Below are 24,560 nucleotides of genomic sequence, written 5' to 3'. Positions count from 1 at the left end.
CTGTCATTGGGTATGCCGATCCTCGACTGGAAGTAAGCAGCGCGGGGACCGCGACAGATGGCGATGGACAAGACATTCGACGCGACAGAGGCCGAGGGCCGCATCTACGACGCCTGGGAAAACGCCGGCGCCTTCAGGGCCGGCGCCAATGCACGCGAAGGGGCCGAGACCTTCTCGATCATGATCCCGCCGCCCAACGTGACGGGCTCGCTCCACATGGGGCACGCCTTCAACAACACGCTGCAGGATATCCTGACCCGCTGGCACCGCATGAAGGGCCACGACACACTCTGGCAGCCGGGCCAAGACCATGCCGGCATCGCCACCCAGATGGTCGTCGAACGCCGCCTCGCCGAGGAGGGCAACGAATCCCGCCGCGACATGGGGCGCGAGAAATTCCTCGAAAAGGTCTGGGAATGGAAAACCCAGTCCGGCGGCACCATCATCAACCAGTTGCGGCGCCTCGGCGCCTCCTGCGACTGGTCGCGCAACGCCTTCACCATGTCCGGCGCCCCCGCCGCGCCCGAGGGCGAAGAGGGCAATTTCCACGACGCCGTGATCAAGGTCTTCGTCGACATGTACGACAAGGGGCTGATCTACCGCGGCAAGCGACTGGTCAACTGGGACCCGCATTTCGAGACCGCCATCTCCGATCTCGAGGTCGAGAATATCGAGACGCATGGGCACATGTGGCATTTCAAGTACCCGCTGGCGGGCGGCGAAACCTATACCTATGTCGAGCGTGACGAGCACGGGAAAGTCCTCTTCGAGGAAGAGCGCGACTATATCTCCATCGCCACCACGCGCCCCGAAACCATGCTGGGCGACGGGGCGGTCGCCGTCCATCCCTCGGATGAACGCTACGCGCCAATCGTCAGAAAACTCTGCGAAATCCCCGTCGGCCCGAAAGAGCATCGGCGCATGATCCCGATCATCACCGACGACTATCCCGACCCCAATTTCGGCTCCGGCGCGGTCAAGATCACCGGCGCGCATGACTTCAACGACTACGGCGTCGCCAAACGCGGCAACATTCCCATGTACCGCCTGATGAACACCAGCGCCCAGATGCGCTCTGACGGGGCCGACTACGCCACCTGCGCCACCCGCGCCCAGGAAATTGCCAATGGGTCCGACTTCACCATCGAGGAGGTCGACACCCTCAACCTCGTGCCCGACGATCTGCGCGGTCTCGACCGGTTCGAGGCCCGCAAGAAGGTCGTCGAACAGATCACCAGCGAGGGTCTGGCCGTCGAAGTTGTAAATGATCAAGGCGAACCCGAGCCCTTTGTGGAAAACAAGCCGATCATGCAGCCTTTTGGCGATCGCTCGAAGGTCGTGATCGAGCCGATGCTCACCGATCAGTGGTTCGTCGACACCCATAAAATCGTCGGCCCGGCCATCGACTCCGTCCGCAAGGGCGAGGTCAACATCATGCCCGAGCAGGACCGCAAGGTTTACTTCCACTGGCTTGAAAACATCGAGCCCTGGTGCATTTCGCGCCAGCTCTGGTGGGGTCACCAGATCCCGGTCTGGTACGGGTTCGACCTATCCAGCCCCGGCTTCCACGATGACGAGGGCGACGGCACGCTCGACCTCGTCGAGATGCTGCGCCTGCTGAACGAGGGGCACAGCAGCTACCTGATGGAATGCGCGCCCGATTTCGATGGGATCACAAAGGCTTATCACGACAAGCTCGCGTCGCTTCCGGTGCCGCTGCATTCCATGCAGGTGGTCGAGGTCAAGTCGCGCGACGAGGCCCTGCACCGCCTCGCCGAAAGCCTGGCCGAGTACACCGCGTCGCAGGATCCCACGCATCTCGTCTACCCCGTCTGGCAGGACCCCGACGTGCTCGACACGTGGTTTTCCTCCGGCCTCTGGCCGATCGGCACGCTGGGCTGGCCCGAGGACACGCCCGAGCTGCAAAAATACTTTCCCACCAGTGTCTTGGTGACCGGCTTTGACATCATCTTCTTCTGGGTCGCCCGGATGATGATGATGCAATATGCCGTCGTGGGCCAACGCCCCTTCGATCACGTCTATGGTCACGCCCTCGTCCGCGACGAGAAGGGCAAGAAGATGTCGAAGTCCTTGGGCAACGTGCTCGACCCGCTGGAGCTGATCGAGGAATACGGCGCCGACGCCGTCCGCTTCACCCTCACGGCCATGGCCGCCATGGGCCGCGACCTGAAGTTGTCGACGCAACGTATTGCCGGCTATCGGAATTTCGGCACCAAGCTCTGGAACGCCGCCCGTTTTGCCGAGATGAACGGCGCCACCGGCTCCGACGGTCAAATCCCGCAGCCCACCGCTACGGTGAACCGCTGGATCGTTGGCGAAACCGCCAAGGTCCGGGCCGAGGTCGATACCGCGCTCGAGCAATTCCGCTTCAACGACGCCGCCAACGCCCTCTACGCCTTCGTCTGGGGCAAGGTCTGCGACTGGTACGTGGAATTCTCCAAGCCCCTCCTCCTCGACGGGGACGAGGCCACCAAGTCCGAGACGCAGGCGACCATGGCATGGGTCATCGACCAGTGCCTTGTCCTCCTCCACCCGATCATGCCCTTCATCACTGAAGAACTGTGGGGAACCCTCGGAAAACGCGAGAAAATGCTGGTTCACGCCGAGTGGCCGACCTATGGCGAAGAGCTGATCGACCGCGACGCCGACCGCGAGATGAACTGGGTCATCGACCTGATCGACTCGATCCGCTCGGCCCGTGCGCAGGTGCACGTGCCCGTGGGCCTGCATATCCCGATGCTGGTCACCCAGATCGACCCCGCCGCCCAGGCCGCGTGGGACCGCAACGAGGTGATGATCAAGCGCCTCGCCCGCATCGACAGCCTGACGCCGGCCGACAGCCTGCCCAAGGGCTGCATCACCGTGCCCGCCGACGGCGCCAGCTTCGGCCTGCCGCTGGCCGACGTGATCGACGTGGAGGAAGAGAAGGCCCGGTTGGAAAAGACCCTCGACAAGCTCGAAAAGGAACTGGGCGGCCTGCGCGGGCGGCTCAACAATCCGAAATTCGTCGAAAGCGCGCCCGAGGACGTGGTCGAGGAGGCCCGCGAGAACCTCCGCGCAAGGGAAGAGGAAGAGGCCAAGATCCGCGCCGCGCTTTCCCGGCTGGCGGAACTGGGCTGAGGTCGCACCGACGTAATACCGACAAAATACCGACGTTATACCGACGTTGGATTTTGCCTAATTGAACTCGGGATCGCGGCCCGCCATGTTGGCCGCGATCACCTCCATCTGGTCTGCCTTGCCCATCAGACTGGCCTGCTCCCGGCTTTCCTCCAAAAGCACCTCGTCCTCGCCCGCGCCACTCTCGGCAAAACCGATCAACCGCTTCGCCGCCCGCATGGCAGACGGGCTTTTCCCCGCAATCTTCTGCGCGATTTCCTTTGCCCTTTCAAAGGGTTGCTCGTTGATCTCCGTCACCAACCCCCAGCGCTCGCCCTGCTCCGCCTCGATCGGCTCGGCGGTATAGGTCAGCCTCCGAATGACATCCGACCGCGCCAGCTTCGGCAGCAAAACCATCCCGCCCATGTCGGGAATCAGCCCCCATTTCATTTCCATGATCGCCAATTTCGTCCCCGGCGCCGCAATCCTGACATCCGCCCCCAACGCCAGTTGAAACCCGGCCCCGAACGCCACCCCCTGCACCGCCCCGATCACCGGCACCGGCACCTTCCGCCAGACCATGGCAACCTCTTGAAATAGATTGGTATTTCCGTGTGTCCGCGGCATGATTCTGGCCTCCGGATCGCCCGCCGCATGCTTGGCGAAACTCATCACATCCAGCCCCGCACAAAACGCCTTCCCCGCCCCCGAAAGCACCACCGCCCGAATATCCGCCTCCACCAAACTCTCCCCCGCCTCGACGATCCCCTCGGCCATTTCCATGTCGACGGCGTTCATCTTCTCGGGCCGGTTGAGGGTAACAAAGGCAATCTTCTCAATGGTTTCGACGGTCACACGCGGCATGGGGGATCTCCTTCTTCCGCTCCCATCAAACCCCGATTCCCCTCCTGCCGCCATCGAAACGTGACGGCATCCCGCCCTTGCAACCCCGCCAAGTCTGGTCTTATCTCCCGCCATGACAGGACCACGCTATACCGACCTCGTAACCTCCCTCCCCGCCAACGTGCCCTTCGTCGGCCCCGAGGAACAGGAACGCGCCCGCGGCGCCCCCTTCCGCGCCCGCCTCGGCGCCAACGAAAGCCTGTTCGGCCCCTCGCCCAAGGCGGTCGCCGCCATGCGGGAAGAGGCGGCGCAGAGCTGGAAATACGGCGACCCGACGAGCCATGACCTGCGCGTTGCCGTGGCGGCGCATCACGGGATCGGGCTGGATAACGTGCTGATCGGAGAAGGCATCGACGGGCTGCTGGGCTACCTCGTGCGCCTGCTGATCGAACCCGGCGATGCGGTGGTCACCTCCGAGGGCGCCTACCCGACCTTCAACTACCACGTGGCGGGCTTCGGCGGCGAGCTGCACAAGGTGCGCTACCGCGACGATCATGAAGACCCCAACCGCCTGTTTTCCAAGGCGAAAGAGACGGGCGCCAAGCTGGTCTACCTCGCCAACCCCGACAACCCGATGGGAAGCTGGCACAGCGGCGAGACCATCGTGAAAGCGCTGGATCACCTGCCCGAAGGCTGCCTGCTGCTGCTGGACGAGGCCTATGTGGAATTCGCCCCCGAAGGCACCGCCGCGCCGATCGCGGCGGATGACCCGCGGGTGATCCGGATGCGAACCTTTTCAAAGGCTTACGGCATGGCCGGCGCCCGGATCGGCTATGCCATCGGCGCGCCGGACCTGATCCGCAGCTTCGACAAGATCCGCAACCATTTCGGCATGAACCGGGTGGCGCAGGCCGGCGCGCTGGCGGCGCTGAAGGATCGCGGCTGGCTCGATTACGTCTGCCGGAAGGTGGACGAATCGCGGCACGAGATCGCGCGCATCGCCTCGGAAAGCGGCATGGCGGCGCTGCCGTCGGCCACGAATTTCGTGGCAGTCGATTGCGGCCGCGACGGGGCGTTCGCGACGCAGATCCTCGAGGCGCTGGTGACGCGCGGGGTCTTCGTCCGCAAGCCTTTCGTCGCCCCGCAGGACCGGTGCATCCGCATCAGCTGTGGCCGGCCCGAGGACATGGCAGTGCTGGCCGAGGCGCTCCCCGAGGCGCTGGCCGAGACGCGCGGATAACCGCCATCGCGGATTATTGACTCTGACAGGTTTGAGTCGCGCAGTAAGCTTCGGGCCATGAAAAAGGGTACGCTGCCAGAAGCCCCGAATTACACCAATGCCGCGCTGATCATGGCACTGGTCAATTTGCTTTGGATTTTCATGGTCTTGTGGGCCGTCTTTGGCCTGCCCGTGGTGCTGGCGATCAGCTACGGCCTGAACCTGCTGATTACCCGGATCGGGCACCGCGCCTAAGACTCACCCCGCCGCCAGCGTGGCCGCCGCGGCCTCGACCGCGCCCGCCCCGTGGGGAATGTCGAGGGCGGTAAGCCCCGCCTCCATCGTCGCCAAGACGCCGAGGACCATGTGGGCGTTGACGTGGCCCATGTGACCGATGCGACAATAGCCGTCGCCCTTCGGATCCGCCTCCGTGCCCATGCCGAGCCCGATGCCCAGCGTGACCCCGGCCTCCGCCTCCAGCCATTGCCGAAGGCGCGTGCCGTCGGGCGCATCGAGCGCCAGCGAGGTGACGGCATGGCTGCGATGCGCCCGGTCGGCCACGTTGAGCCGCAGCGCCCCCGCCTGCCCCCATGCCTCGCAGGCGCTCCAGATGGCGCGGGCCAGCTTCTCGTGCCGGGCCCAGACGGCCTCGATCCCCTCGCCATGGATCATGTCGAGCGCGGCGCGCAGCCCGTAGACGTGGTGCGTGGGGGCTGTGCCGCCGAAATACTGGTAGAACATCTCCGGTTCCGCCCGAAGCCGCCAGTCCCAGTAGCGGGAGACCCGCGGCAGGGCCGCTCTCGCCTCGGCCGCGCGGGGATTGAAGAACACGAAGCCCAGCCCGGGCGGCACCATGAACCCTTTCTGGCTGGCGGCGACGGCGACATCGACACCCCACGCGTCCATCTCGAACCGGTCGCAACCCATCGAGGCGATGCAGTCGGCCATCAGCAGCGCCGGGTGGCCGGCCGCGTCGATCGCCTGCCGCACGGCGGCGATGTCGTTGCGGATCGAGGTGGAGGTGTCGACATGGGTGGCCAGCACCGCCTTGATCCGGCGGTCGATATCGGCGCGCAACGCCTCCTCGACCCGGTTGGGGTCGATCGGCGTGCGGCGGCCGAAATCGATCAGGTCGACCTCCACCCCCAGCGTCTCGGCGATCTCCGCCCAGCCCAGGCCGAACCGCCCGGTGGCGGGCACCAGCACGCGGTCGCCCGGCGCCACCACGTTGGCGAGCGAGGCCTCCCACGCGCCGTGTCCGTTGGCGATGTAGATGGTCGCGTGCCCTTCTGTCCGCGCCACGCGCCGCAGGTCGGGGATCAGGCTGTCGGTGACGTCCACCACTTCGCCCGCGTAGATGTTGGGCGCGGTGCGATGCATGGCGCGCAGCACCTCCTCGGGCATCACCGAGGGGCCGGGAATGGCAAGGTAGGGGCGGCCGCCTGCATCGCTCATGTCACTCTCCTTCAAGCGTCGGCGGGACTTTACGCCGCGCGCCGGGGGCGTCAATCGGCGATCACACGGGTTGCCTTGCGGTCAGGTTGCCCCTAGATGAACGCGGCCCCCGGGGGCGAGACCCACGGGCAGGACAGGAGAACGGAGCGCACGGACCCTCATGAAGCTGATCAAACGGATTTCCGACTGGGAGCGGGATCTGCGCGCCTACTACAACACCGACCTGTCGACGCCGGAAAACCGGCGGCGGGCAAATATCTACAACCTGTGGTTCGATCATGCGGTCCTGCGCAAGGTGTGGACGAATTTCTTTCCCGTGGCGCCGGATGTCTACCGCTCGAACCAGCCGACGCATGAGCGGTTCGTCAAGCTCAAGGCGATGGGGATCAGGTCGATCCTGAACCTGCGCGGAGCGGGCGGTGCGGCGCATTACCTCGTGGAGGAGGAAAGCTGCCGCCAGTTGGGGCTGAAGCTGGTGAACGTGACGTTTCACGCCCGCTACGCGGCCCCGCGGGAGGATATCCTGAAGGTGATCGACGCGTTCCGGACGATCGAGAAGCCCTTCGTCATGCATTGCAAATCCGGGGCTGACCGGGCCGGTTTCGCCTCGGCGATCTACCTGATCGTGATCGAGGGGCGCCCGGTGTCGGAGGCGCGCCGGATGCTGACGGCCAAGTATATCCACTTCCGCTGGACCAAGACCGGCGTGCTCGATTACATCCTCGACCTCTACGAGGCGCGGCAGGCCGAGACGGGCATTTCCTTCGAGGACTGGGTGCGGTCGGAATACGAATTCCAGGACGTGCAGAAGACCTTCAACGAGACAAAACGGACCTTCTTCTGAGGTCAGTACCGGCGGGCGAGACGTTCCGGCTTCGCGCCCGACAGGTATCGCAACAGGAGCGAGAGATTCCTCGCCCCGCGCCGGAGCCAGCCGTCGCGGCGGTATTTCTCGGCGCTGGTGGTCACCGTGGCGGGCAGAACCGTCAGGCGCCGTCCGAGTGTGCGAGCCAGCGCCACGTCTTCCATCAGGGGAATGTCCCGATAGCCGCCTGTGGCCTCGTACTCGGCCCGCGAGATCAGCAGGCCCTGGTCGCCATATGGCAGGCAAAAAAGGCGCGAGCGCAGGTTGGCCCAGCCCGCCACCATCGCGGCAGCCGTGCCGGACGTATCGAACTGCAGCCGGAAATGCGCGGGCCGTCCGGTGGGCAGGTGGGACAGGACGAGATCGGCCCAGCCCGGCGGCAGCACCGTATCGGCATGGAGGAACAGCAGCCACTCCCCCCGCGCCGCCTCCGCCCCGCGCCGCAATTGTCCGCCACGCGAGGCCGGGCCGGTGACAACCTCCGCCCCCGCCTCCTCGGCGATGGCCAGGGTCGCATCGTCCGAGCCGCCATCCGAGATCACCAGCTCGCGGATCAGCCCCGCCGACAACCCCTCGGCCAGCGCCGGCAGGCTGCGCGCCAGCGCCGCCTCTGTGTTCAGGGTCGGCATGACCACCGACAGTTTCGCGCGCATGACTCTCCCCTGTTGTCGTGGCCGGTGGCACCTATATTACACAAGGGAAAGAAACGGGAGACGCGATGACACGCGCAATCTATGAGATCACCGGCAGCGATGCCGAGCCTTTCCTGCAAGGCCTCGTGACCAACAATGTCGAGAAACTGGGCGAGGGGCCGGTCTATACCGCGCTCCTGACGCCGCAGGGCAAGTATATCGCCGATTTCATCCTGCTCCGCCGGGGCGAGGCAATCTTGCTGGATGTCCACGACTCGTTGGCCGAAGACCTCGTGAAGCGGCTGAGGATGTACAAGCTGCGCAAGGACGTGACGATCGAGGAAAGCCCGCTGAAAGTGTTCCGCGGCACCGGGCCCGCGCCCGAGGGCGCCCTGCCCGACCCGCGCCATCCGGAACTGGGCTGGCGGCTTTACGGCGACGAGGACGGCGATGACGGCACCGATTTCGATGCCATCCGCGTGGCCCACTGCATTCCCGAGACGGGGGTGGAGCTGACGCCCGACACCTTCATCCTCGAGGCCGGGTTCGGCCGGCTGAACGGCGTGGACTTCCGCAAGGGCTGTTACGTCGGGCAGGAGGTGACCGCCCGGATGAAACACAAGACCGAGCTGAACAAGGGGCTGGTGCCGGTCAAGGTGGAGGGCGAGGCACCGGTGGGCGCCGAGATCACCGCCGATGGCAAGCCCGCCGGGACGCTCTACACCCAAGCCGACGGGCGCGGCATCGCCTACCTGCGGTTCAACCGGGCGAAGGGCGAGATGCAAGCGGGCGAGGCGACCGTCACCTACGCGGAATGAGCCTTCAGACGCAGGTCGAAGCGGCACTCGGGCGGCGTGTTGCCCGGATGGCGCCCCTGCACGGCGGCGATCTGTCGGACGTGGCGCGTGTGGAGCTTGAGGGCGGCGGGCAGGTGGTGGCCAAGACCGGGCCAATGGTCGACTGCGAAGCCCGAATGCTGCGGACGATGCAGGAGGCCGGCGCGCCGGTGCCCGAGGTCCTCTACGCCGAACAGGGGCTGATCCTGCTGGACTATCTCGAGGAAACGCCGCCCGGGCCCGAGAACTGGCGTGCGCTGGGGGCGGCGTTGGCGCAGCTGCACGAGGCCGAGGGCGAAAGCTATGGCTGGGCCGAGGATTACGCCTTCGGACCGGTCGAGATCCGCAACGGCTTCCAGGACACATGGCCCGCCTTCTGGGCCGATCACCGCCTGCGGCCGTTCCTTGACGCGGCGCCGAGGGAGATCGCGGCGCGGCTGGACACCCTGTGCGCGCGTCTGCCAAAGCTGCTGCCGGACCGTCCTCGCCCTGCCCTGCTGCATGGCGATATCTGGACCGGGAACGCGCTTTTCTCGGGCGACACAGCCTATCTCATCGACCCGGCCTCCTACTACGGCGACGGGGAGGTCGACCTCGCGATGCTGCACCTGTTCGGCCAGCCCCCGGCCGAGTTCGCAAAGGGTTACGGCGCCCTGCGTGACGGGCACGAGCGCCGCCAGCCGATCTACCAGCTTTTCCCGGCGCTGGTGCACCTGCGCCTTTTCGGCGCAGGCTATCACGGGCTGGTCACGCGGCTGCTGGATCGCGCGGGCGTCTGAGGGTCAGGCGCGCTCGGCGTATTCCATCGTCTCGGTGTTGACGACGATATCCTCGTCCGGCCCCACGAAGGGCGGCACCATCACCTTCACGCCGTTGTCGAGCACCGCGGGCTTGAAGCTGTTCGCCGCCGTCTGGCCTTTGACCACCGGCTCGGTCTCGACCACCGTGCACACCACCTTCTGCGGCAGCGTGGCGTTCAGCGCCTCGCTTTCATAGAATTCCACGGTGATGGTCATGCCATCCTGCAGGAACGGGCGGCGTTCGCCTAGGATGTCGGCGGGAAGCTCGATCTGCTCGTAGCTTTCCGCATCCATGAAGATCAGCATCCCGTCGTTTTCATAGAGGAATTGCTGATCCTTCTGCTCGAGGCGTACCCGCTCGACCTTGTCGGCGCTGCGGAAGCGTTCGTTCAGTTTCGAGCCGTTGCGCAGGTTGCGCATCTCGACCTGCGCAAAGGCGCCGCCCTTTCCGGGTTTGACATGTTCGACCTTCACGGCGCTCCACAGACCGCCGTTATGCTCCAACACGTTGCCGGGGCGAATTTCGTTTCCGTTGATCTTGGGCATCGTGACTTTCCCATGTCAAAAGGTTGATCATATTTGGCACATCCCTATATCTGGGGATGCAAAGGTGGGCAAGACGACGAAATCTCGTGCTGCAGGTGCAGAATGATATGCAGAAATTGCAACCAAGCTATGCAGCACAGGGCTATCCGAATCGAACAAACTTCGTCATAACCATCGCCACGCCGAAAAGACAAGAGCAATAAAAGCAAGGACGAATCATGAAAGATTTCGTTGACGGCACGGCCTTCAATGCCGAACAGGGCAACCGTGCTCGCAAACTTTTCGCGGCTGTCGTACTGGCCGCGCTGGACGATGCCATTTCTGACGACAAGAAATATGGCAATGGTCCGGAACAGATCGCCCGGTGGGCGCGCTCGCGCGACGGGCGCGAAGTGCTGAGCTGTGCCGGCATCGACCCCAACGAGCGGGTCGTGACCGGCCTCATGGAATTCGTGTCGAAAGGTGTTCGCACCTCTGTCGCGCTGTCGCGCGAGGAAAGCGAACGCCGCAATGCTGCCGCGGCCCTGGCCGCACATGCCGAAGCTGCCTGACACTTCTTTTTCCTGATTTGACGAAAAGGCCCTGCCCCTGCGGCAGGGCTTTTTCATTTCCGGCCCGCATTCCGTGACGTCAGGCGTGCAAGCACCGGTTGCCCACCTAAGGCCGAGCGGCGGGCGGCCTCGCGATCATGGCTTCCCCCGCGCAGTTGCGCCTAGTATCACGGCACGGCGCAGGATGAGGGGGCGGCATGGCGAAATCGATCATGATCCAGGGCGCGGGCTCGAATGTCGGCAAGTCCATGATCGTGGCCGGGCTCGCGCGGGCCTGCGCCAATCGCGGGCTGAGCGTCGCGCCGTTCAAGCCGCAGAACATGTCGAACAACGCCGCCGTGACCGTGGACGGGGGCGAGATCGGGCGCGCGCAGGCCTTGCAGGCGCTGGCCGCCCGCAGGCCCGCGCATACCGACATGAACCCGGTGCTGCTGAAACCCGAGACCGATACCGGCGCGCAGGTCATCGTGCAGGGCAAGCGCTTCGCCACGCTGAGGGCGCGGGATTACGCGGCGCGCAAGCCAAGCCTTCTCAACGCCACGCTGGAGAGCTTTCGCAGGCTGAGCCTCGATACGGATATCATTCTGGTCGAGGGCGCCGGCAGCCCCGCCGAGATCAACCTGCGGGCCGGTGACATCGCCAACATGGGCTTTGCCGAGGCGGCGGGCGTGCCGGTGATCCTTGTGGGCGATATCGACCGCGGCGGGGTGATCGCCCAGATCGTCGGCACCCAGGCAGTTCTGGAGCCGGGCGATGCCGGGCGGATAAAGGGCTTTGCCATCAACAAGTTCCGCGGCGATGTTAGCCTGTTCGACGAGGGGCTGGCCGAGATCGAACGACGCACCGGCTGGCCATCGCTGGGGGTCCTGCCGTGGTTCGGCGACGCCTGGCGCCTGCCGGCCGAGGACGTGATGGACCTCAAAAACCGCCCCGGCGGGCGGTTCAAGGTCGCCGTGCCCCGACTGGGCCGGATCGCCAATTTCGACGACCTCGACCCGCTGTCGGGCGAGCCGCATGTCACGGTCGAGATCATCGAGCCGGGCCGCCCCCTGCCCGGCGACGCCGACCTGGTGCTGATTCCCGGCAGCAAGTCGACCATCGCCGACCTCGCCCATTTCCGCGCGCAAGGCTGGGATATCGACCTCACCGCCCATATCCGCCGCGGCGGGCACGTGATGGGGATCTGCGGCGGCTACCAGATGCTGGGGCAGACGGTGGCCGACCCCGAGGGGATCGAAGGCGCCCCCGGCGAGGTGGCAGGCCTCGGGCATCTCGACGTGGCCACGGTAATGCGGCCCGAGAAGCACCTCTCGCTCACGCGGGCCACCTATCGCCCGACCGGGGGCGCGGTGGAGGGCTACGAGATCCACCTGGGCGAGACCACGGGGCCCGATTGCGCGCGGGCGTGGCTCGACATCGGCGGGCGGCCCGAGGGGGCGGCCAGTGCGGACGGGCGCGTGCGGGGCTGCTACCTGCACGGGCTGTTCGCGTCGGACGGGTTCCGGGCGCAGTACCTGGAAGAGCTGGGCGCACCTTCGGAGCTGTCCTTCACCGACAGTGTCGATCAGGCGCTCGACGCCCTGGCGCGCCATATCGAGGCGCATTTCGACGTGGATCTGCTGCTGAAACTGGCCGAGCCGGTAGGGGCCGACGCCTAGTCGATGCCCTGGGTCATCAGCGCGCGATGGATCTCGCGGCGGACCAGCTTGCGGACGTTGCGGGTGATCCGCTCGCCCAGCGCGCCCTGAAGCTCCTGCCGGACAATCTCGCTCACCATGTCGCGCAGAGCATCCTCGTCTAGGACGGCATCGTCGGAATACCAGCCGGCATCGTCCCCGGCGCCTTGCGGGGCCTGACGGCGCTCCTCGAGGCTGTCGGGCTCGGTCGAAGCGGCCGGCGCCTCTTCGAACCGGTCCTGCGCCAGCGGCGCCTCGGGCTCGAGCTCCGGCTCCGGGTCATAGGCATAGGCCGACAGATCCTCTGCGGTCTCGTCCTCCTCGACATCCTGCCAGGGAAGGGGCGACTGCGGGGCGGCGGCATAATCGTCGTCCGACGCGCCGTCGGGTTCCCACTGATCGTCCTTCTCGGCCACCGCGGTCTCGAAGCCGGCGATCCGCGCTTCGAGCTCCTTCAGGTCGATCTCGTCCTCGGCATCGTCGGCGTCTTCGAAATACTCGGTGTGCGCGCCTGCCGCCTCGCGATCATCCTCGGGCTGCAGGCTGTCCGTCAGCGCCGCCTCGTCCTCGGCATCGTCCCAGTCCTCGCGCAACTCCGCGTCGGTGTCAGCCGGGGCCGCGGGCTCGTCTTGCGACAGGGCCTCTTCGCTCGTCCCCTGCCCCGATTGCGGCGCGCCCGGATCATCACGCATCCCGCTGCGGATGAACTGCGGCAGGTCCTTCAGGATCTCGGCATCCGCATCCTCGCCCCTCGAGCGGGCCTCGACGATCTCGGCATCCTCGATTCCGTCGAACCGGCTCTCATCCTGCTGACGGGTTTCGGGCGCCTCGATATCCATGTCGGCCGCCGCCTCATCCTCCTCCGGCTCGTCCACCCGCTGGGCCGGGGTCAGAACGAGGCGCGCTTCCTGCTGGCGCGGTGCGGCCTGGGTCGTCTGGCGATGCTGCGCCGCGTCACGGTCATCCGCGGACACGAGACGACGGATGGAAGACAGAACGTCTTCGATTTCGACATTCGTTACAGGGTCTGACATGCTCAATTACCATTCTTGCCTGCGGGCAGTTTACCGCCCGGGGCCATTTCGCACAACAATTTAGGGAGGATTCTATTCTTTCCCTAGCGCGCGCAACACACGGTCGAGTTTCTGGCCCTGCGGGCTGATCGGCACCGGGGCGTCCTTCACGAGGTTGTAATAGGTCGCCGGGTCATAGGTGCGGACGTTCAGGCGCAGGTCCTTCGCCGTCAGCTCGCCGATGGTTTCCAGCACGGTATAGGCCGCGATATAGACATCCGTCTCGGCCGAAATCAGGCCCGCCTGCGCGTCGAGCAGCTCCTGCTCGGCGTCGAGCACGTCGAGCGTGGTGCGGGCGCCCAGCTTGGCCTCCTCCCGCACGCCGCGAAAGGCGACACGGGCCGCGCGCACCTGTTCCTGGCCGGCCTGCCGGCTGGCCCGGGCGGCGCGGAGGATGGCATAGGCGTTGCCCACATCCTCGACCACCTGCTTGCGCGCCACGTGCAGCGCGCCGCGCAGCGAGTCGGCCTGCGCCATCGCCTGCCGCTTGGCCGAGCTGAGCAGACCGCCCTGGTAGATCGGACCCGAGACGGTCACACCGACACTGCCCGAGCGGGTGTAATCGGTGCCGTCGATCTCCTCCCCGACGCCAAGCCGGGTGGTCAGGCTGACGCTGGGCTTCATCGCGGCCTCGGCCGCGGCCACGGTCAGGTCGGCGGCGGCCACGTCATACTGAGCCTTGCGCATGTCGGGATGGTTGCGCACGGCGACGGCCTTGGCCGCCTCGATGTTGCCGGACAGGTTCGGCAGGCTCTGCGGCGCGCGCAACTGGCCCGGGTCGCGGCCCACGGCGTTGCGGAATTCCTCGACCGCCTGCGTCAGGTCGCCCTGCGCCGTGGCCAGCCCGCTCTGGGCCGAGGCCAGCCGCGCTTCGGCCAGCGCCACGTCGGTGCGGGTCACCTCGCCCACCTCGAACCGGTCGTTGGCGGCGCGCAGTTCCTGCCGCAGCAGGCGCAGGTTGTTCTGGCGCACCGAGACCAGCTCGCTCGTGCGGCGCACGTTCATGTAGGCGGCCACGGCCCGCAGCAGCACCTGCTGTTCGATGTTGCGCAGCGATTCCCGCGTGGCGAGCACGGTTTCCTTGGCCGCCTGCATGCGCAGGTTGGTGCGGCCGAAATCGAACAGCAGCAGGTCGAGCGAGATGCCGAGGTTCAGCTCGTTGCTGTCGGCCCCGCCGGTGATGCCGCCCGAACGGGTGGTGCCGAAGGTGCGGGTGATGTCGGCGGACCAGTTGATGATCGGCCGCAGCTCGGCCACGATCTGGGCAACGTCTTCATCGGCCGCCCGGAGCAGCGCCCGGTTCTGTTCCAGCAGGCCGCTGTTTTCGTAGGCGCTCACCAGCGTGTCGGCCAGGGTTTCCGCGCTGGCGGCCAGCGGCTGCACCAGCCCGATCATCACCGCCGAGACGGCACCGAAAACGCGCGATCTGAACGGGATTTTCATATCAGCGCACTCCTGCCGTCATCGATAAGGTCAAAGTGTGAACGCGGTGTGACGTTCGAACCCCGGCAGCACGGGGGCGCCGGCATTGAAGGCGAAACGCCACGTCATCCGGCCGTCGATCTTGTAGCCGATGCGGACGGCGCCCAGCGTGCCTTCCATGAAGAGACAGGCGATGCGGCCGCCATCCTTCAGCTGGTCGGTCAGGGTCTCTGGCAGGTGCGCCACGGCACCCTGCACCACGATCACGTCGAAGGGGCCGTGCTCGGCGGCGCCTTCGGTCAGCGGGCCCTCGTGCACCGCGACGTTGTCGGCCCCGAGCTCGGGCAGAAGCGACTGCGCCTCCTCCGCCATGTCCTTGTTTTCCTCGACGGCGACGACGGCCTGCGCCATGTGGGCCATGACCGCGGCCGAATAGCCCAGCGCACTGCCGATATCGAGCACCAGCTCATCCTGCCGGATGTCGAGCGCGTCGAGAATCTTGGCCAGGGTCCGCGGGTCGAGCACCACGCGGTTGCCGCCCAGATCGACATTGTCGCCCATGTAGGCGGCCTCGCGCAGGTGATCCGGCACGAACGCCTCTCTCGGCACGGACAGCATGGCGTTGATGATCGGGAACTTGGTCACGTCGGACGGCCTGACCTGGGTGTCGACCATCATCGTCCGGCGGGCTGCATAGTCAGTCATGTTGCTAAACTCTTGCGTTCAGTCCTGTCCTGAACGTTCTGACACATATCCCCCCGCCCGACAATGTCAATCAACCCCGAAACCCGCGCTGACGGCCCTTGCGAAAGCCGGATCGATCATATAACTCGATGCAACCACTTGAGAGACGGCGAGTTGGCGGAGTGGTGACGCAGCGGATTGCAAATCCGTGTACACCGGTTCGATTCCGGTACTCGCCTCCAAATAAAATCAACAACTTAACCCCCAAAGATGACTGCGCGGCCCCGACGGTTTACAGGACCGTTTACAGTTTTGTTCATGATCTATCCTTTTTCGCGCTTGCCAATTTGACCAGGACAGCATCGGTTTCACCCGGAGACACGCGCGCGTAGTGTTCGATCACATTTGCCGCGTGCCGAAGCGACCACCCCATGTGACTTGCAATCTGCGAGAGACTGAGTCCGGCATCGAGAAGCCTTGTCGCCGCTGTTCCCCGGCAATCCTGCAGGCGCAAGTCGCGACTCAGTCCCGCCTTGTCGCGCCACTGTCTCAACCCTTCCGATGCGCGATGCTCGGTCAACTGCCGTCCGCTCGCATTCGCAAGTATCAACATCCGGTCCCGCGGTGTGCTGTCGATCACATTGGCCAAGGCGGGCGTGATCGGAATATGAGCCACGCGACCGCGTTTGCTGGTTCGCACCCTCAACCGTCGTCCTTGCGGTGTCTCTTCAACCGAGTTCCGCGTGAGCTTGATCAGATCCCCTGGCCGCAATCCTGTTTCGCAAGCGGCACATAACAGCCTTCGCACCCATTCCGGGGCCTTTGCATCGATCGCTTCCCGATCTGACTGGGTCCAAACGACCTCGGAGCGATCGACATCGTAGAGCCTGGGCAGCTTGTGACAATGATGTTCAGACAGGTGGCCCTCTTCGACAGCCCAGTTCAGCACACGTACTGCGTGCGTTCCCGCCATGTCATGCTGTTTGGGAGAATGTTTCCATTGCGCACGCCAGACATTGACTTCCCCTCTGGAGGCGCGCTCTTCGAATATGATGGCCGGCGCATCATGAAAATGCGTTGCAAATCGCTGAAGCCATTTGCGCTGATCGGCGAATGACCGCGGGGACTTTGCCCGGGCTGCACTTGACAAGAACTGATCCACCATGCTGGCCGTCGTCAGCGTTGCGGGTTTGGGCCGATTGATTGCCTCGGCGAATGCCAAATGGAAATCCGGGTCTTTCGGCATGGGGATCTCGTCGACCCAGAACCTCGGACCGCCCCTCCAAGCATAGAAATGATAGCGGCTCCTGCCGCTTGCCAGCTTTCGCCGGACACGGTGTACGCCCTTAGGAAGCGGCACGTCCCGCCTTCCATTTCTCAAGCGGCGTTACATTCTCGCCGCCCTCGCCTTTGCCGACGGTGATGGAGACATGTCCGTCCGGCGTTGTCTCGATGCAGAAGGACGCGAAACCTTCGGCTCTGAGCAGCCTCGCAAGGCCGGCAACGTCTTCAGCTTTTGGCAGATGTGGGCGGGGCATCAGGCACCCTCCGTGACATCATAGATCCATTTCAAGACCGGTCCACGGATGGAGGCTGTAATCACCACCGGCGGTCGGGCGGTTCTTTTCTTTTGGAGCGGTTTCAATTCTTCAAACCAGGCGAACCCGAGCTTTCTTTTCTCCAGTTCCCAATCATAGCTTATTTCAGGCGGCCCACCTCTCTCGATAGAAAACAGCACCCGTTCAGCTTCCAGCCTGTCTTCGCCGAGCCACCGTGCCACTTCACACAGGACCACAAAAAAGTTTCTTCCGTAGAGATCTTTCTCCTCTTCTCCAAAATCACTTCCAAACAATGGCTTACATTTCTTTGTAAGTTCGTACTCGTCATCTGGAACTGCGTCCGGACAATACTGTTCCAAACGCGTCACCTCTTCCGCGGCATCGGTCAGCTTTTCTACACCAGCCCAGGCGCAGACGATCTGTATTCCCTCCACCAGGTTGATATCAGGGCGCGACCGACCACGTGCAATCTGTCGAAGCCCGCCCTTTGCCAATGCCCGGTCCACCGTGGCAAGCTCGGTCCGCTCCACTTTCATTGCCAAAGCTAGGCCAGAAACAAATTCCACCGGGGTCAAAGCGCGTATCCTTCAATTCGACCTCACTAGGATATAACTTTTTCACTCCAAGTCAACCACGGGAAATGAACATGCCGAATTCCTACGCCATGTGAGGAAGCAGCAAGTCTGCCCCGCTCGCCTCCATCCTGCCATCGGCCGAAAGGACCGGGATACGTTCGCTTCAGATTGCAGGAGCGATCGAGAAGGAAGTGCGCGAAAACGCAATCGCCAGGCCTGTCGGTCAGCCAGAACATCGCCCGGCGCCCGAAGGGCAGCTATCGCCCCGATGACGAATAAACGCGGAGGAACTTAGCAACCCAGAGAGATGGATGCTTGGTGAGCGACCTCCATGGGGGTTTCGTCCGAGATTTGGTCAGACGGCCGGCACACATCGGAGCGGGTAAACAGCGCGTAGACAACAGCGATTGGAAGCAGAACAGCTATGACCTTGGTCAAAGGCGCATCAGGTTTCATAGTTGTCTCCGGTCTACTATCGCTCCTCCCTTGCAAACGCATCTTTTGACCATCCGGCCAAAAAACAAGATCCGCAGAAATACTAGGCTTTTACTTGACGTCAAGGTGGAATTTTCTGGATCCGTGGACAATCAAGCTTTTCTTCCGGTCTGATGTTTGTTTCAAGCATCCAAAATGGAGGTTTGAGTTGAGTGACCAGCGGATGGTGGTGACGGATAGGGTGTGGCAACGGCTCGAAGGGCACGTGCCGGGGAAGGCCCTCGATGCCGGAGCAACCGCAAAGGATAATCGCCTGTTTCTGGAAGCGGTCTTCTGGCGTGTGCGGACGGGATTGCCCTGGCGCGACCTGCCGCGTGAGTTCGGGAACTGGAACAGTCAGTTCCGGCGATTTCGGCGATGGGCAGAGTCGGGCATTTTTGAGGGTCTTTTTGATGCAATGCGCGATGATCCGGATTTCGAGTATGCGCTCATCGACGGCACCATCGTTCAAGTCGACCAGAAGTCCGCAGCCGCAAATGGAGGCCTCAGGCTCAGGCCGTCAGGCGCTCGCACGGTCGGCTAACAACCAAGATCCTGGCGCTTGTGGAGGCGCTTGGCATCCTCGTGCGGCTCCTGTTGCCACCAAGACAGGCGCTGACTGAAAGGGGCAGTTCCGCTGATCAGGGATGCTCCGGTCGGCGCGTTACTGGCAGAAAGTGGCATTTGACGACAACTGGTCGTTGGGGCACCGGGAAGCGCGTGGCGGGACTGCGGCAATCCTACCGAAGTTAAAGCGAAAGCATCGTCAAGACCATGATGCGGACGTCTTTGAACGCTGGCATTCGGTAGAGTGCCACTTCATTGCAAAATGGGCAGCACCCCCCCAAGTCAAAACGCTCTTGAGCCGACGCGCAGTCTTATCGCGGCATCTGTTCAAGTTGCGATTTCACCTTCGACCGCAACACGTCCGGCTCGATCGGCTTTGACAATATGACCGCCGCATTTTCTCCAAGCGACGCATACTTTTCCAAATCTCGCGATCTCGCACTGAGGAGAAAAACGGGAATCTGCTCAAATGCCGCCATTTGTCGTAATTCGTGGACGAACTCCAAGCCGCCCTTATCGGGCATCATGATATCCGTAATGACAAGATTGGGCGCGACGTCTTCAATCGAGGCAAGCGCATCTCTTACGTGTTTGCGAGACACAACTTGGTACTTCTCCTCATGCGCGAACACGGCCTGCACGAAATCACGGAATACCGAGTCGTCATCTACATGGAGAATTCGAAAGGTCACGGGGGCACCCAATCATAGCTTACAGCATTTGTGGCTTTCCTCAGAACACCAAGCCAATGAACGGCATGTAGCATGAAGACAATTCAACTCAATGCAACCATGTTCTCTGTTTTGCCCGGTCCACCTTGGCGAGCTCGGTTCGCTCCACGTCCATGACCGAAATCAGGCCAGACACGAATGCCACAGGGGTCAAAGCGCGTATCCTTCAATTCGACACCGATAGGATAAAAAGTTTTCATTCCAAGTCAACTGCATCAATCTGCGTGGCCCAAATATTTCGAAGCGCGCAGGGAACCAGAAGCAGCGGGAACCAGGGGTGATGACATGGTATGAAGGCTTGGAACTATCCGCTACGCTTGGAATAACTGCATTAATCAAGGCTGTTCCCAATGACGCCCACTTTACTGTCGCTTTCCTTGCGTGCCCGAATTGGTGTGTTCTCATTGGTGGCCTTGACCTTGTTCGGTGTCTTGGCACCGGCAAACAGCCAAACGTGTTCGTCTCACGCTCAACTGATGAACTTCAATCGACAGGACCTCCAGAGTGTGACCCCCTGCGACCTGATGGGCGCAGCATTTCTTTGGGGATGGGGGGCGGAACGCACGGTCTACACCGAAAGGTTGCCGGTCGATGACAGGTATCAGTATTACTACCTGATCCGCACCCACCTCGGGAACACGGTCAAGAAGAGAGGGGTCATGCGTGCCGAGGACGTGGGTCTTCTCCTCGCGACCATGTCCATGTTACCCGATCTGGACGGGCCGGCAGGTCAGCGAGCCGCCTATTACAGAGCATTTGTTCTGAAAGAATTCCTGGACGCCAAAAAGGAGGATATGGAACGCATGAAATTCACGCTCAGCGATCTGATCGTGTTCTTTCTGCGCGACGGACCTTTCGATAGGTATTCGGAACTGGATTGTTTCATTCGATCCGATATTCCGACCGTTCCTTTAAAGGAGGTCCTGGCCAGCCATCTCTACAAGGACTGCGTGAAGCCGAGATAGCGGATCCCAAGATCCAAGCGCTCTCGAGCCGCCGCGCAGGTCTATCGCTGCTTCTATTCCAGTTGCGCCTTAACCTTCCATCGCAACACATCCGGCTCGATCGGCTTTGACAATATGACCGCCGCATTTTCTCCAAACGACGCATACTTTTCTAAATCTCGCGATCTCGCACTGAGGAGAAAAACGGGAATCTGCTCAAGTGCCGGCATTTGTCGTAATTCGTGGATGAACTCCAAGCCGCCCTTATCGGGCATCATGATATCCGCAATGACAAGATCGGGCGCGACGTCTTCAATCGAGGCAAGCGCATCTCTTGCGTTTATGCGAGACACAACTTGGTACTTCTCCTCATGCGCGAACACGGCCTGAACAAAATCGAGGAATACTGCGTCGTCATCCACATGGAGGATTCGAAAGGTCATGGACGCCCCCACTCATAGCTTACAACATCTGTGGCTTTTCTGAGAACACCAAGCCAAGGAACGGCCCATAGCATGAAGACAATTCAACTCAATGCAATCATATTCTCAGTTTTAACCGGTCCACCGCCCTGGCGAACTCGATTCGCTGTACATGCACTGCGAGGACCAGTTCAAAAACAAATTCGATCGGAGTGACTTCGCGCACGCTTCAATCCGAAGCGCCTTGGGGCAAACTCTCTCAGCCGAAGTCCATAGGAATGAGAACTCGCCCAAAGCGACATAGGGGTGGTTAACCCATTCTGCAGACCGTTGAAGAAGAATTTGAACATCCGGTGGCTCGACGTGAGGCTTGGAAGGATGACGCCCGCCCCTCAATGCTGGATAATTCCTCCAGAAAAACGCCAATCCGCTGTTGAGCTAATTGCCGTTTCTCAAAACGACACAATGCGCACGTCCATGCAAGAACCAAAGATTGCCAAGTCGATCCAATCAAGTTCTTCTCAAGGTTTAGGTGGCAGCATTCATTTTGTTTTCGTTTCCAGGAGTATGTTCATGCCCAGTTCGATATTTAGGGGGTGCGGTGGCACCTTGGCTGAAGCAGACAAGACGGATGGTCTAGCATGCGGCCCTTCAGTCAACCTCGACGTCAGTCCTGGAGATGACCGGCCTTTCGGTACTTCGTTACCGCCCGCTGATCCTGTTGAACCGCCCCGAACATACTGCTTTCGCGCGTTTTTTGCCTCTGTTTGAAGTTGCTCACAATTGACATGACATACACGAGAAGGCCCGTTGATACCATGTGCCCCTTTCGACTGAGATTGCTATCTTTCCTGATCGGATATCTGTTCCTTGTTCCGGCCGCATATGCGCAGGTCGAAGGACTGCCACCGCGTGAGGCGAGCCCGCTTTTCATCCGGCAGATCCACAGTGGCCACAGCCTGACGGATACCTATATGAGCCATCCCTGGCCCGGCCGTCTTATCTTGGCGACACAGGCGACCCCGGGCGGTGGAAATGCCTATGACAGGATCGCAAAATCCACGATACCTGGTTCCCCCCTGCACTGGCGGTGGACGCATGCCCCCGGTTACGGTGACCCGGACGCCCGTTCAGACATCGGAAATTTCGAGCTTCTTGTGACGACGGAAGGGTCTCCACTCAGTCCCGATACGGAGGAACTCGGGGCAACCACTCTCGAGCATATCGAAAAATGGGTCCGGAACACGTGGGAACACGGCAATGGCGGGCGAGGCGCGGAACTCATGCTCTACAGCACATGGGTACATTGGCGATCTCCGGAAGAAGAATCTACAGGTGCCGAAGACAGACTGCCGTTTCGCCGGTATCTCGAGGTCGAAGGCCGAAAATGGGAACAGATGCAAGACCATGCGAATGCCATCCGCCCGACAGGGATGCCGCCTGTCTACATGATTCCGGGCCACAGGCTTTTGATGCGCGTCTATGATGATATTGAAGCCGGACGCGCGCCGGGGCTTGATCATATCAGCGACGTTTTTTCCGACGACATCCATTTGAACGACCTGGGGCAGTATGCAATAACCTGTCTGGTCTACACGGTAATTTACCAACTGGATCCGCGGGAGCTGCCGGACAAGCTGGCCGACCCGGAAGATACCCTGAGCCAGGAACAGGCCCGTTATTTCAAGAAAATCGTCTGGGAGGTTGCCACAGAATATGATCGTGCGGGAATGCAATGAACCGCAGCGAGCGTCATTTCTCCTAGAAAAACCGGTTGCCTGCCAGTTTCGCTTCCCAACGCCGGGGCGCAGGGATGCAGCTTTTTCCAGCCCCGAAAGAATTCAGACTTCACCTCTGGAAAGGGTTCAAACAGTTCTTCCTGCTGGCAGGTTGATTTTGGTCGTGTAGTAAACGACAGAAGGGTCGGAGGCAGATACCTGAGGATCAACAATGTCGACCTGCTCAGTACTCAAGAGCATCGATTCATTCCCCGATTTCTCATAGCCCTCAATCGACCAGCCAGACAAGCCCTCACCGGTGACGCAGCAATGATGGCAATTCCCAAAATTGGGATTGAAAGCGACGTTTTCTGGCAATGTTTATGCCCGCGCCCTCAATACGCTTGTTTTGCAAAAGGATAGCCGATCACCTCGAAAAAAGTCCCTTCGATGGTCTTTGAAGAAAGCAGTGGAATGCCTGCGTCTCTTGAGATTTTGCGTCACCGGCACCGTCGACCGGTTTCGACTTCTCAGCTTCGCAACCTACCACTCAACGCCAATCGTAGATCGGTCATTAATCGAAACATCGGTTTTCAGGTCGATAGCGTGCAGGCTTGCCGTGCGAAACCAGATTTCGCCTGGATCGACCTTGTGCATCGCTAACCCTCATTCTGCAGGAAAAATCTATCCAGTTAGTGAAACGCTCTCACGGGGTCACCCTCCCCTTTCAGGGTTCAATACGGTCACAGATTCTATCCTAGAATCCTCTGAGCGATGAACTATCAGCCCGTCACCTTCGACAACGCTCTGACGTCGCACGTGGGACAGGGCACTGTTCATAATCGACCTATTGTCAAAAACCAAAGGAACATAGTCTCGGGAAAACGCTTCGGCTTCTGTAAATCCTGAAGCTGCAGCAAAGTTAATCTCTCCAAATATGAAGTGAGGTTGCCGGTCTTCAAAAATATACTCTTCTAGAAATGCGCGGTTCGCCATATTTTTAGCAATCTTGCGATCAACAAGCCCGCCCAAATCAACCAACCTGATTGAACGATCATAGCTGATCCCACCAGCATCATGATGGGCAAGAACCGGGTCTTCAATATCCAACAATTCCGCTACTCGCGCAAACTCCGAACCAATTTCTGACACCACAGCCAATGGCGTCGTCGGACGCGCTTCAAAACTGTCAATTTGATCCACAGAAAAAATTACGATCACAATAGAAAATAGCGCGCCAGCCCAATTCCTTGGAGTATGAAGCGGTATTTTCGACAGCCCGAATGCGGTCAAAATTGCGACAATAGGGAGCACTGGCATCAAAAAGCGGAACTGCCCCATCCAGTCTCCATCCGCCCAAAGAACAAAGATGACGTGACCTGTTAACACTGCGGCCAGAGTAAGACTAATCCTTGCAAGCTTGTCGGAAAAAGCGAGACACACAAGGGGTATGGCCATTACCATTCCCGATGCTCGCAAGCCATCGAGGATGTAGCTCCAACCTGCACCAAATGGATTGAGGATACCCGCGAAATCAGAGCCCGACGCTTTTGCATAGTAAGGATTTGGCAACAAATCGCCAAAGTAGATGCTCCTCCAGACAAGGAGCGCCACGAAAAAGAGAAACGGAAGTAGCGCAACTTCTAAGTTTCGCAGGATACTGAAATGGCCGTCCCTGAACCAGGTCAACATCATTACGGCAGCATAGTGTTAGTTTCCGCTGAGAAGTGACCCGGTAGGCTTCAAATTTTTCACTGAGAATTGACCCATGTGAACACCTTTCCCTGACGGGTTTTGTCGGGGAGACATGGAGTGATCGACATGGGATTTTTGAGTGTCATTCGACGT

At 61.7% G+C, this 24,560-nt stretch carries 23 protein-coding genes and 1 tRNA gene; 12 read left to right on the top strand and 12 right to left on the bottom strand.

Annotation, left to right across the window (positions count from 1 at the left end; all coding sequences use genetic code 11):
• The first annotated feature begins 57 nt into the window (after nt 1–57).
• Nucleotides 58–3,141 (top strand): valine--tRNA ligase, encoded by a 3,084-nt coding sequence (locus tag RLN94_RS13440; RefSeq protein WP_350169102.1) that lies wholly within the window; start codon nt 58–60, stop codon nt 3,139–3,141.
• A gap of 57 nt (nt 3,142–3,198) precedes the next feature.
• Here RLN94_RS13440 and RLN94_RS13435 read toward each other — a convergent pair whose 3' ends face one another.
• Nucleotides 3,199–3,984: a crotonase/enoyl-CoA hydratase family protein gene (locus tag RLN94_RS13435; RefSeq protein ID WP_350124022.1), complete on the bottom strand. Its 786-nt coding sequence runs from the start codon at nt 3,982–3,984 to the stop codon at nt 3,199–3,201.
• A gap of 112 nt (nt 3,985–4,096) precedes the next feature.
• Between RLN94_RS13435 and RLN94_RS13430 the strand changes: the two genes are divergently transcribed.
• On the top strand, nt 4,097–5,203 hold the full coding sequence (locus tag RLN94_RS13430) for a pyridoxal phosphate-dependent aminotransferase (protein WP_350124019.1): 1,107 nt from the start codon (nt 4,097–4,099) through the stop codon (nt 5,201–5,203).
• 57 nt (nt 5,204–5,260) lie between these two features.
• Nucleotides 5,261–5,437 (top strand): hypothetical protein, encoded by a 177-nt coding sequence (locus RLN94_RS13425; protein WP_350124016.1) that lies wholly within the window; start codon nt 5,261–5,263, stop codon nt 5,435–5,437.
• A gap of 3 nt (nt 5,438–5,440) precedes the next feature.
• Here RLN94_RS13425 and RLN94_RS13420 read toward each other — a convergent pair whose 3' ends face one another.
• The gene (locus RLN94_RS13420) at nt 5,441–6,637 is read right to left on the bottom strand and encodes a pyridoxal-phosphate-dependent aminotransferase family protein (RefSeq protein WP_350124013.1); all 1,197 of its coding nucleotides are present in this window, start codon (nt 6,635–6,637) and stop codon (nt 5,441–5,443) included.
• A gap of 160 nt (nt 6,638–6,797) precedes the next feature.
• Here RLN94_RS13420 and RLN94_RS13415 point away from each other — a divergent pair, with 160 nt between their 5' ends.
• Nucleotides 6,798–7,481, top strand: a complete 684-nt coding sequence (locus RLN94_RS13415; RefSeq protein WP_350124010.1) for a phosphatase domain-containing putative toxin — start codon at nt 6,798–6,800, stop codon at nt 7,479–7,481.
• Between the two features lie 2 nt (nt 7,482–7,483).
• Here the strand turns inward: RLN94_RS13415 and RLN94_RS13410 are convergent, their stop codons facing one another.
• Complete coding sequence (locus tag RLN94_RS13410) at nt 7,484–8,155, bottom strand: TIGR04283 family arsenosugar biosynthesis glycosyltransferase (protein ID WP_350124007.1); 672 nt, start codon at nt 8,153–8,155, stop codon at nt 7,484–7,486.
• 65 nt (nt 8,156–8,220) lie between these two features.
• Between RLN94_RS13410 and ygfZ the strand changes: the two genes are divergently transcribed.
• A complete protein-coding gene (gene ygfZ / locus RLN94_RS13405; RefSeq protein WP_350124004.1) occupies nt 8,221–8,952 on the top strand; it encodes a CAF17-like 4Fe-4S cluster assembly/insertion protein YgfZ in 732 nt (243 codons plus the stop codon).
• A complete protein-coding gene (locus tag RLN94_RS13400; protein ID WP_350124001.1) occupies nt 8,949–9,749 on the top strand; it encodes a fructosamine kinase family protein in 801 nt (266 codons plus the stop codon). Before ygfZ ends, RLN94_RS13400 begins: the two co-directional genes overlap by 4 nt.
• 3 nt (nt 9,750–9,752) lie before the next feature.
• Here the strand turns inward: RLN94_RS13400 and efp are convergent, their stop codons facing one another.
• Nucleotides 9,753–10,316: an elongation factor P gene (gene efp / locus RLN94_RS13395; RefSeq protein WP_350123998.1), complete on the bottom strand. Its 564-nt coding sequence runs from the start codon at nt 10,314–10,316 to the stop codon at nt 9,753–9,755.
• Between the two features lie 218 nt (nt 10,317–10,534).
• On the opposite strand from efp, the gene RLN94_RS13390 reads away from it, so the two are divergent.
• Both RLN94_RS13390 and RLN94_RS13385 read left to right on the top strand, forming a co-directional pair.
• Nucleotides 10,535–10,867: a DUF6280 family protein gene (locus RLN94_RS13390; RefSeq protein WP_300894422.1), complete on the top strand. Its 333-nt coding sequence runs from the start codon at nt 10,535–10,537 to the stop codon at nt 10,865–10,867.
• 197 nt (nt 10,868–11,064) lie between these two features.
• On the top strand, nt 11,065–12,525 hold the full coding sequence (locus RLN94_RS13385; RefSeq protein WP_350123994.1) for a cobyric acid synthase: 1,461 nt from the start codon (nt 11,065–11,067) through the stop codon (nt 12,523–12,525).
• On the opposite strand, the gene RLN94_RS13380 is transcribed toward RLN94_RS13385, so the two are convergent.
• From RLN94_RS13380 to RLN94_RS13370, 3 genes are all read right to left on the bottom strand, one after another.
• The gene (locus RLN94_RS13380) at nt 12,522–13,577 is read right to left on the bottom strand and encodes a hypothetical protein (protein ID WP_350158989.1); all 1,056 of its coding nucleotides are present in this window, start codon (nt 13,575–13,577) and stop codon (nt 12,522–12,524) included. The genes RLN94_RS13385 and RLN94_RS13380 overlap by 4 nt on opposite strands.
• A gap of 72 nt (nt 13,578–13,649) precedes the next feature.
• Nucleotides 13,650–15,059 (bottom strand): TolC family outer membrane protein, encoded by a 1,410-nt coding sequence (locus tag RLN94_RS13375; RefSeq protein ID WP_350123988.1) that lies wholly within the window; start codon nt 15,057–15,059, stop codon nt 13,650–13,652.
• Nucleotides 15,060–15,089: 30 nt separating this feature from the next.
• Entirely contained in the window at nt 15,090–15,743 is a 654-nt protein-coding gene (locus RLN94_RS13370; protein WP_350123985.1) for a protein-L-isoaspartate O-methyltransferase family protein, read from the bottom strand.
• A 147-nt stretch (nt 15,744–15,890) separates the two neighbouring features.
• On the opposite strand from RLN94_RS13370, the gene RLN94_RS13365 reads away from it, so the two are divergent.
• Nucleotides 15,891–15,964: transfer RNA gene (locus RLN94_RS13365), tRNA-Cys, on the top strand.
• A gap of 74 nt (nt 15,965–16,038) precedes the next feature.
• Here the strand turns inward: RLN94_RS13365 and RLN94_RS13360 are convergent.
• Nucleotides 16,039–16,968, bottom strand: a complete 930-nt coding sequence (locus RLN94_RS13360) for a tyrosine-type recombinase/integrase (RefSeq protein WP_350123982.1) — start codon at nt 16,966–16,968, stop codon at nt 16,039–16,041.
• 291 nt (nt 16,969–17,259) lie between these two features.
• Nucleotides 17,260–17,856: a hypothetical protein gene (locus RLN94_RS13355; protein WP_350123976.1), complete on the bottom strand. Its 597-nt coding sequence runs from the start codon at nt 17,854–17,856 to the stop codon at nt 17,260–17,262.
• Between the two features lie 643 nt (nt 17,857–18,499).
• Here RLN94_RS13355 and RLN94_RS13350 point away from each other — a divergent pair.
• The gene (locus tag RLN94_RS13350) at nt 18,500–18,874 is read left to right on the top strand and encodes a transposase (RefSeq protein WP_350123973.1); all 375 of its coding nucleotides are present in this window, start codon (nt 18,500–18,502) and stop codon (nt 18,872–18,874) included.
• Between the two features lie 334 nt (nt 18,875–19,208).
• Here RLN94_RS13350 and RLN94_RS13345 read toward each other — a convergent pair whose 3' ends face one another.
• A complete protein-coding gene (locus tag RLN94_RS13345) occupies nt 19,209–19,589 on the bottom strand; it encodes a response regulator (RefSeq protein WP_350123970.1) in 381 nt (126 codons plus the stop codon).
• A gap of 389 nt (nt 19,590–19,978) precedes the next feature.
• Between RLN94_RS13345 and RLN94_RS13340 the strand changes: the two genes are divergently transcribed.
• On the top strand, nt 19,979–20,593 hold the full coding sequence (locus RLN94_RS13340; RefSeq protein ID WP_350123967.1) for a hypothetical protein: 615 nt from the start codon (nt 19,979–19,981) through the stop codon (nt 20,591–20,593).
• A gap of 53 nt (nt 20,594–20,646) precedes the next feature.
• On the opposite strand, the gene RLN94_RS13335 is transcribed toward RLN94_RS13340, so the two are convergent.
• The gene (locus RLN94_RS13335) at nt 20,647–21,015 is read right to left on the bottom strand and encodes a response regulator (RefSeq protein ID WP_350123964.1); all 369 of its coding nucleotides are present in this window, start codon (nt 21,013–21,015) and stop codon (nt 20,647–20,649) included.
• 953 nt (nt 21,016–21,968) lie between these two features.
• On the opposite strand from RLN94_RS13335, the gene RLN94_RS13330 reads away from it, so the two are divergent.
• The gene (locus RLN94_RS13330) at nt 21,969–22,733 is read left to right on the top strand and encodes a hypothetical protein (protein ID WP_350158988.1); all 765 of its coding nucleotides are present in this window, start codon (nt 21,969–21,971) and stop codon (nt 22,731–22,733) included.
• Nucleotides 22,734–23,426: 693 nt separating this feature from the next.
• Here RLN94_RS13330 and RLN94_RS13325 read toward each other — a convergent pair.
• Complete coding sequence (locus RLN94_RS13325) at nt 23,427–24,407, bottom strand: DUF8728 domain-containing protein (RefSeq protein WP_350123958.1); 981 nt, start codon at nt 24,405–24,407, stop codon at nt 23,427–23,429.
• Nucleotides 24,408–24,560: the final 153 nt, after the last annotated feature.

This window comes from Roseovarius sp., from assembly GCF_040223625.1.
In the GTDB taxonomy this organism is placed as follows: domain Bacteria; phylum Pseudomonadota; class Alphaproteobacteria; order Rhodobacterales; family Rhodobacteraceae; genus Roseovarius.
The sequence above is the reverse complement of the archived record's forward strand: the minus strand, read 5'-3'. Positions and strand labels throughout refer to the sequence as shown.

Coding starts and splice junctions, on each gene's coding strand:
- RLN94_RS13415 (WP_350124010.1), top strand. CDS start 6,798: ATGAAGCTGATCAAACGGATTTCCGACTGGGAGCGGGATCTGCGCGCC.
- RLN94_RS13440 (WP_350169102.1), top strand. CDS start 58: ATGGCGATGGACAAGACATTCGACGCGACAGAGGCCGAGGGCCGCATC.
- RLN94_RS13370 (WP_350123985.1), bottom strand. CDS start 15,743: ATGACTGACTATGCAGCCCGCCGGACGATGATGGTCGACACCCAGGTC.
- RLN94_RS13425 (WP_350124016.1), top strand. CDS start 5,261: ATGAAAAAGGGTACGCTGCCAGAAGCCCCGAATTACACCAATGCCGCG.
- RLN94_RS13380 (WP_350158989.1), bottom strand. CDS start 13,577: ATGTCAGACCCTGTAACGAATGTCGAAATCGAAGACGTTCTGTCTTCC.
- ygfZ (WP_350124004.1), top strand. CDS start 8,221: ATGACACGCGCAATCTATGAGATCACCGGCAGCGATGCCGAGCCTTTC.
- RLN94_RS13385 (WP_350123994.1), top strand. CDS start 11,065: ATGGCGAAATCGATCATGATCCAGGGCGCGGGCTCGAATGTCGGCAAG.
- RLN94_RS13325 (WP_350123958.1), bottom strand. CDS start 24,407: ATGATGTTGACCTGGTTCAGGGACGGCCATTTCAGTATCCTGCGAAAC.
- RLN94_RS13430 (WP_350124019.1), top strand. CDS start 4,097: ATGACAGGACCACGCTATACCGACCTCGTAACCTCCCTCCCCGCCAAC.
- RLN94_RS13335 (WP_350123964.1), bottom strand. CDS start 21,015: ATGACCTTTCGAATCCTCCATGTGGATGACGACGCAGTATTCCTCGAT.
- RLN94_RS13390 (WP_300894422.1), top strand. CDS start 10,535: ATGAAAGATTTCGTTGACGGCACGGCCTTCAATGCCGAACAGGGCAAC.
- RLN94_RS13420 (WP_350124013.1), bottom strand. CDS start 6,637: ATGAGCGATGCAGGCGGCCGCCCCTACCTTGCCATTCCCGGCCCCTCG.
- RLN94_RS13375 (WP_350123988.1), bottom strand. CDS start 15,059: ATGAAAATCCCGTTCAGATCGCGCGTTTTCGGTGCCGTCTCGGCGGTG.
- RLN94_RS13340 (WP_350123967.1), top strand. CDS start 19,979: ATGACGCCCACTTTACTGTCGCTTTCCTTGCGTGCCCGAATTGGTGTG.
- RLN94_RS13410 (WP_350124007.1), bottom strand. CDS start 8,155: ATGCGCGCGAAACTGTCGGTGGTCATGCCGACCCTGAACACAGAGGCG.
- RLN94_RS13330 (WP_350158988.1), top strand. CDS start 21,969: ATGAGCCATCCCTGGCCCGGCCGTCTTATCTTGGCGACACAGGCGACC.
- efp (WP_350123998.1), bottom strand. CDS start 10,316: ATGCCCAAGATCAACGGAAACGAAATTCGCCCCGGCAACGTGTTGGAG.
- RLN94_RS13435 (WP_350124022.1), bottom strand. CDS start 3,984: ATGCCGCGTGTGACCGTCGAAACCATTGAGAAGATTGCCTTTGTTACC.
- RLN94_RS13400 (WP_350124001.1), top strand. CDS start 8,949: ATGAGCCTTCAGACGCAGGTCGAAGCGGCACTCGGGCGGCGTGTTGCC.
- RLN94_RS13360 (WP_350123982.1), bottom strand. CDS start 16,968: ATGCCGAAAGACCCGGATTTCCATTTGGCATTCGCCGAGGCAATCAAT.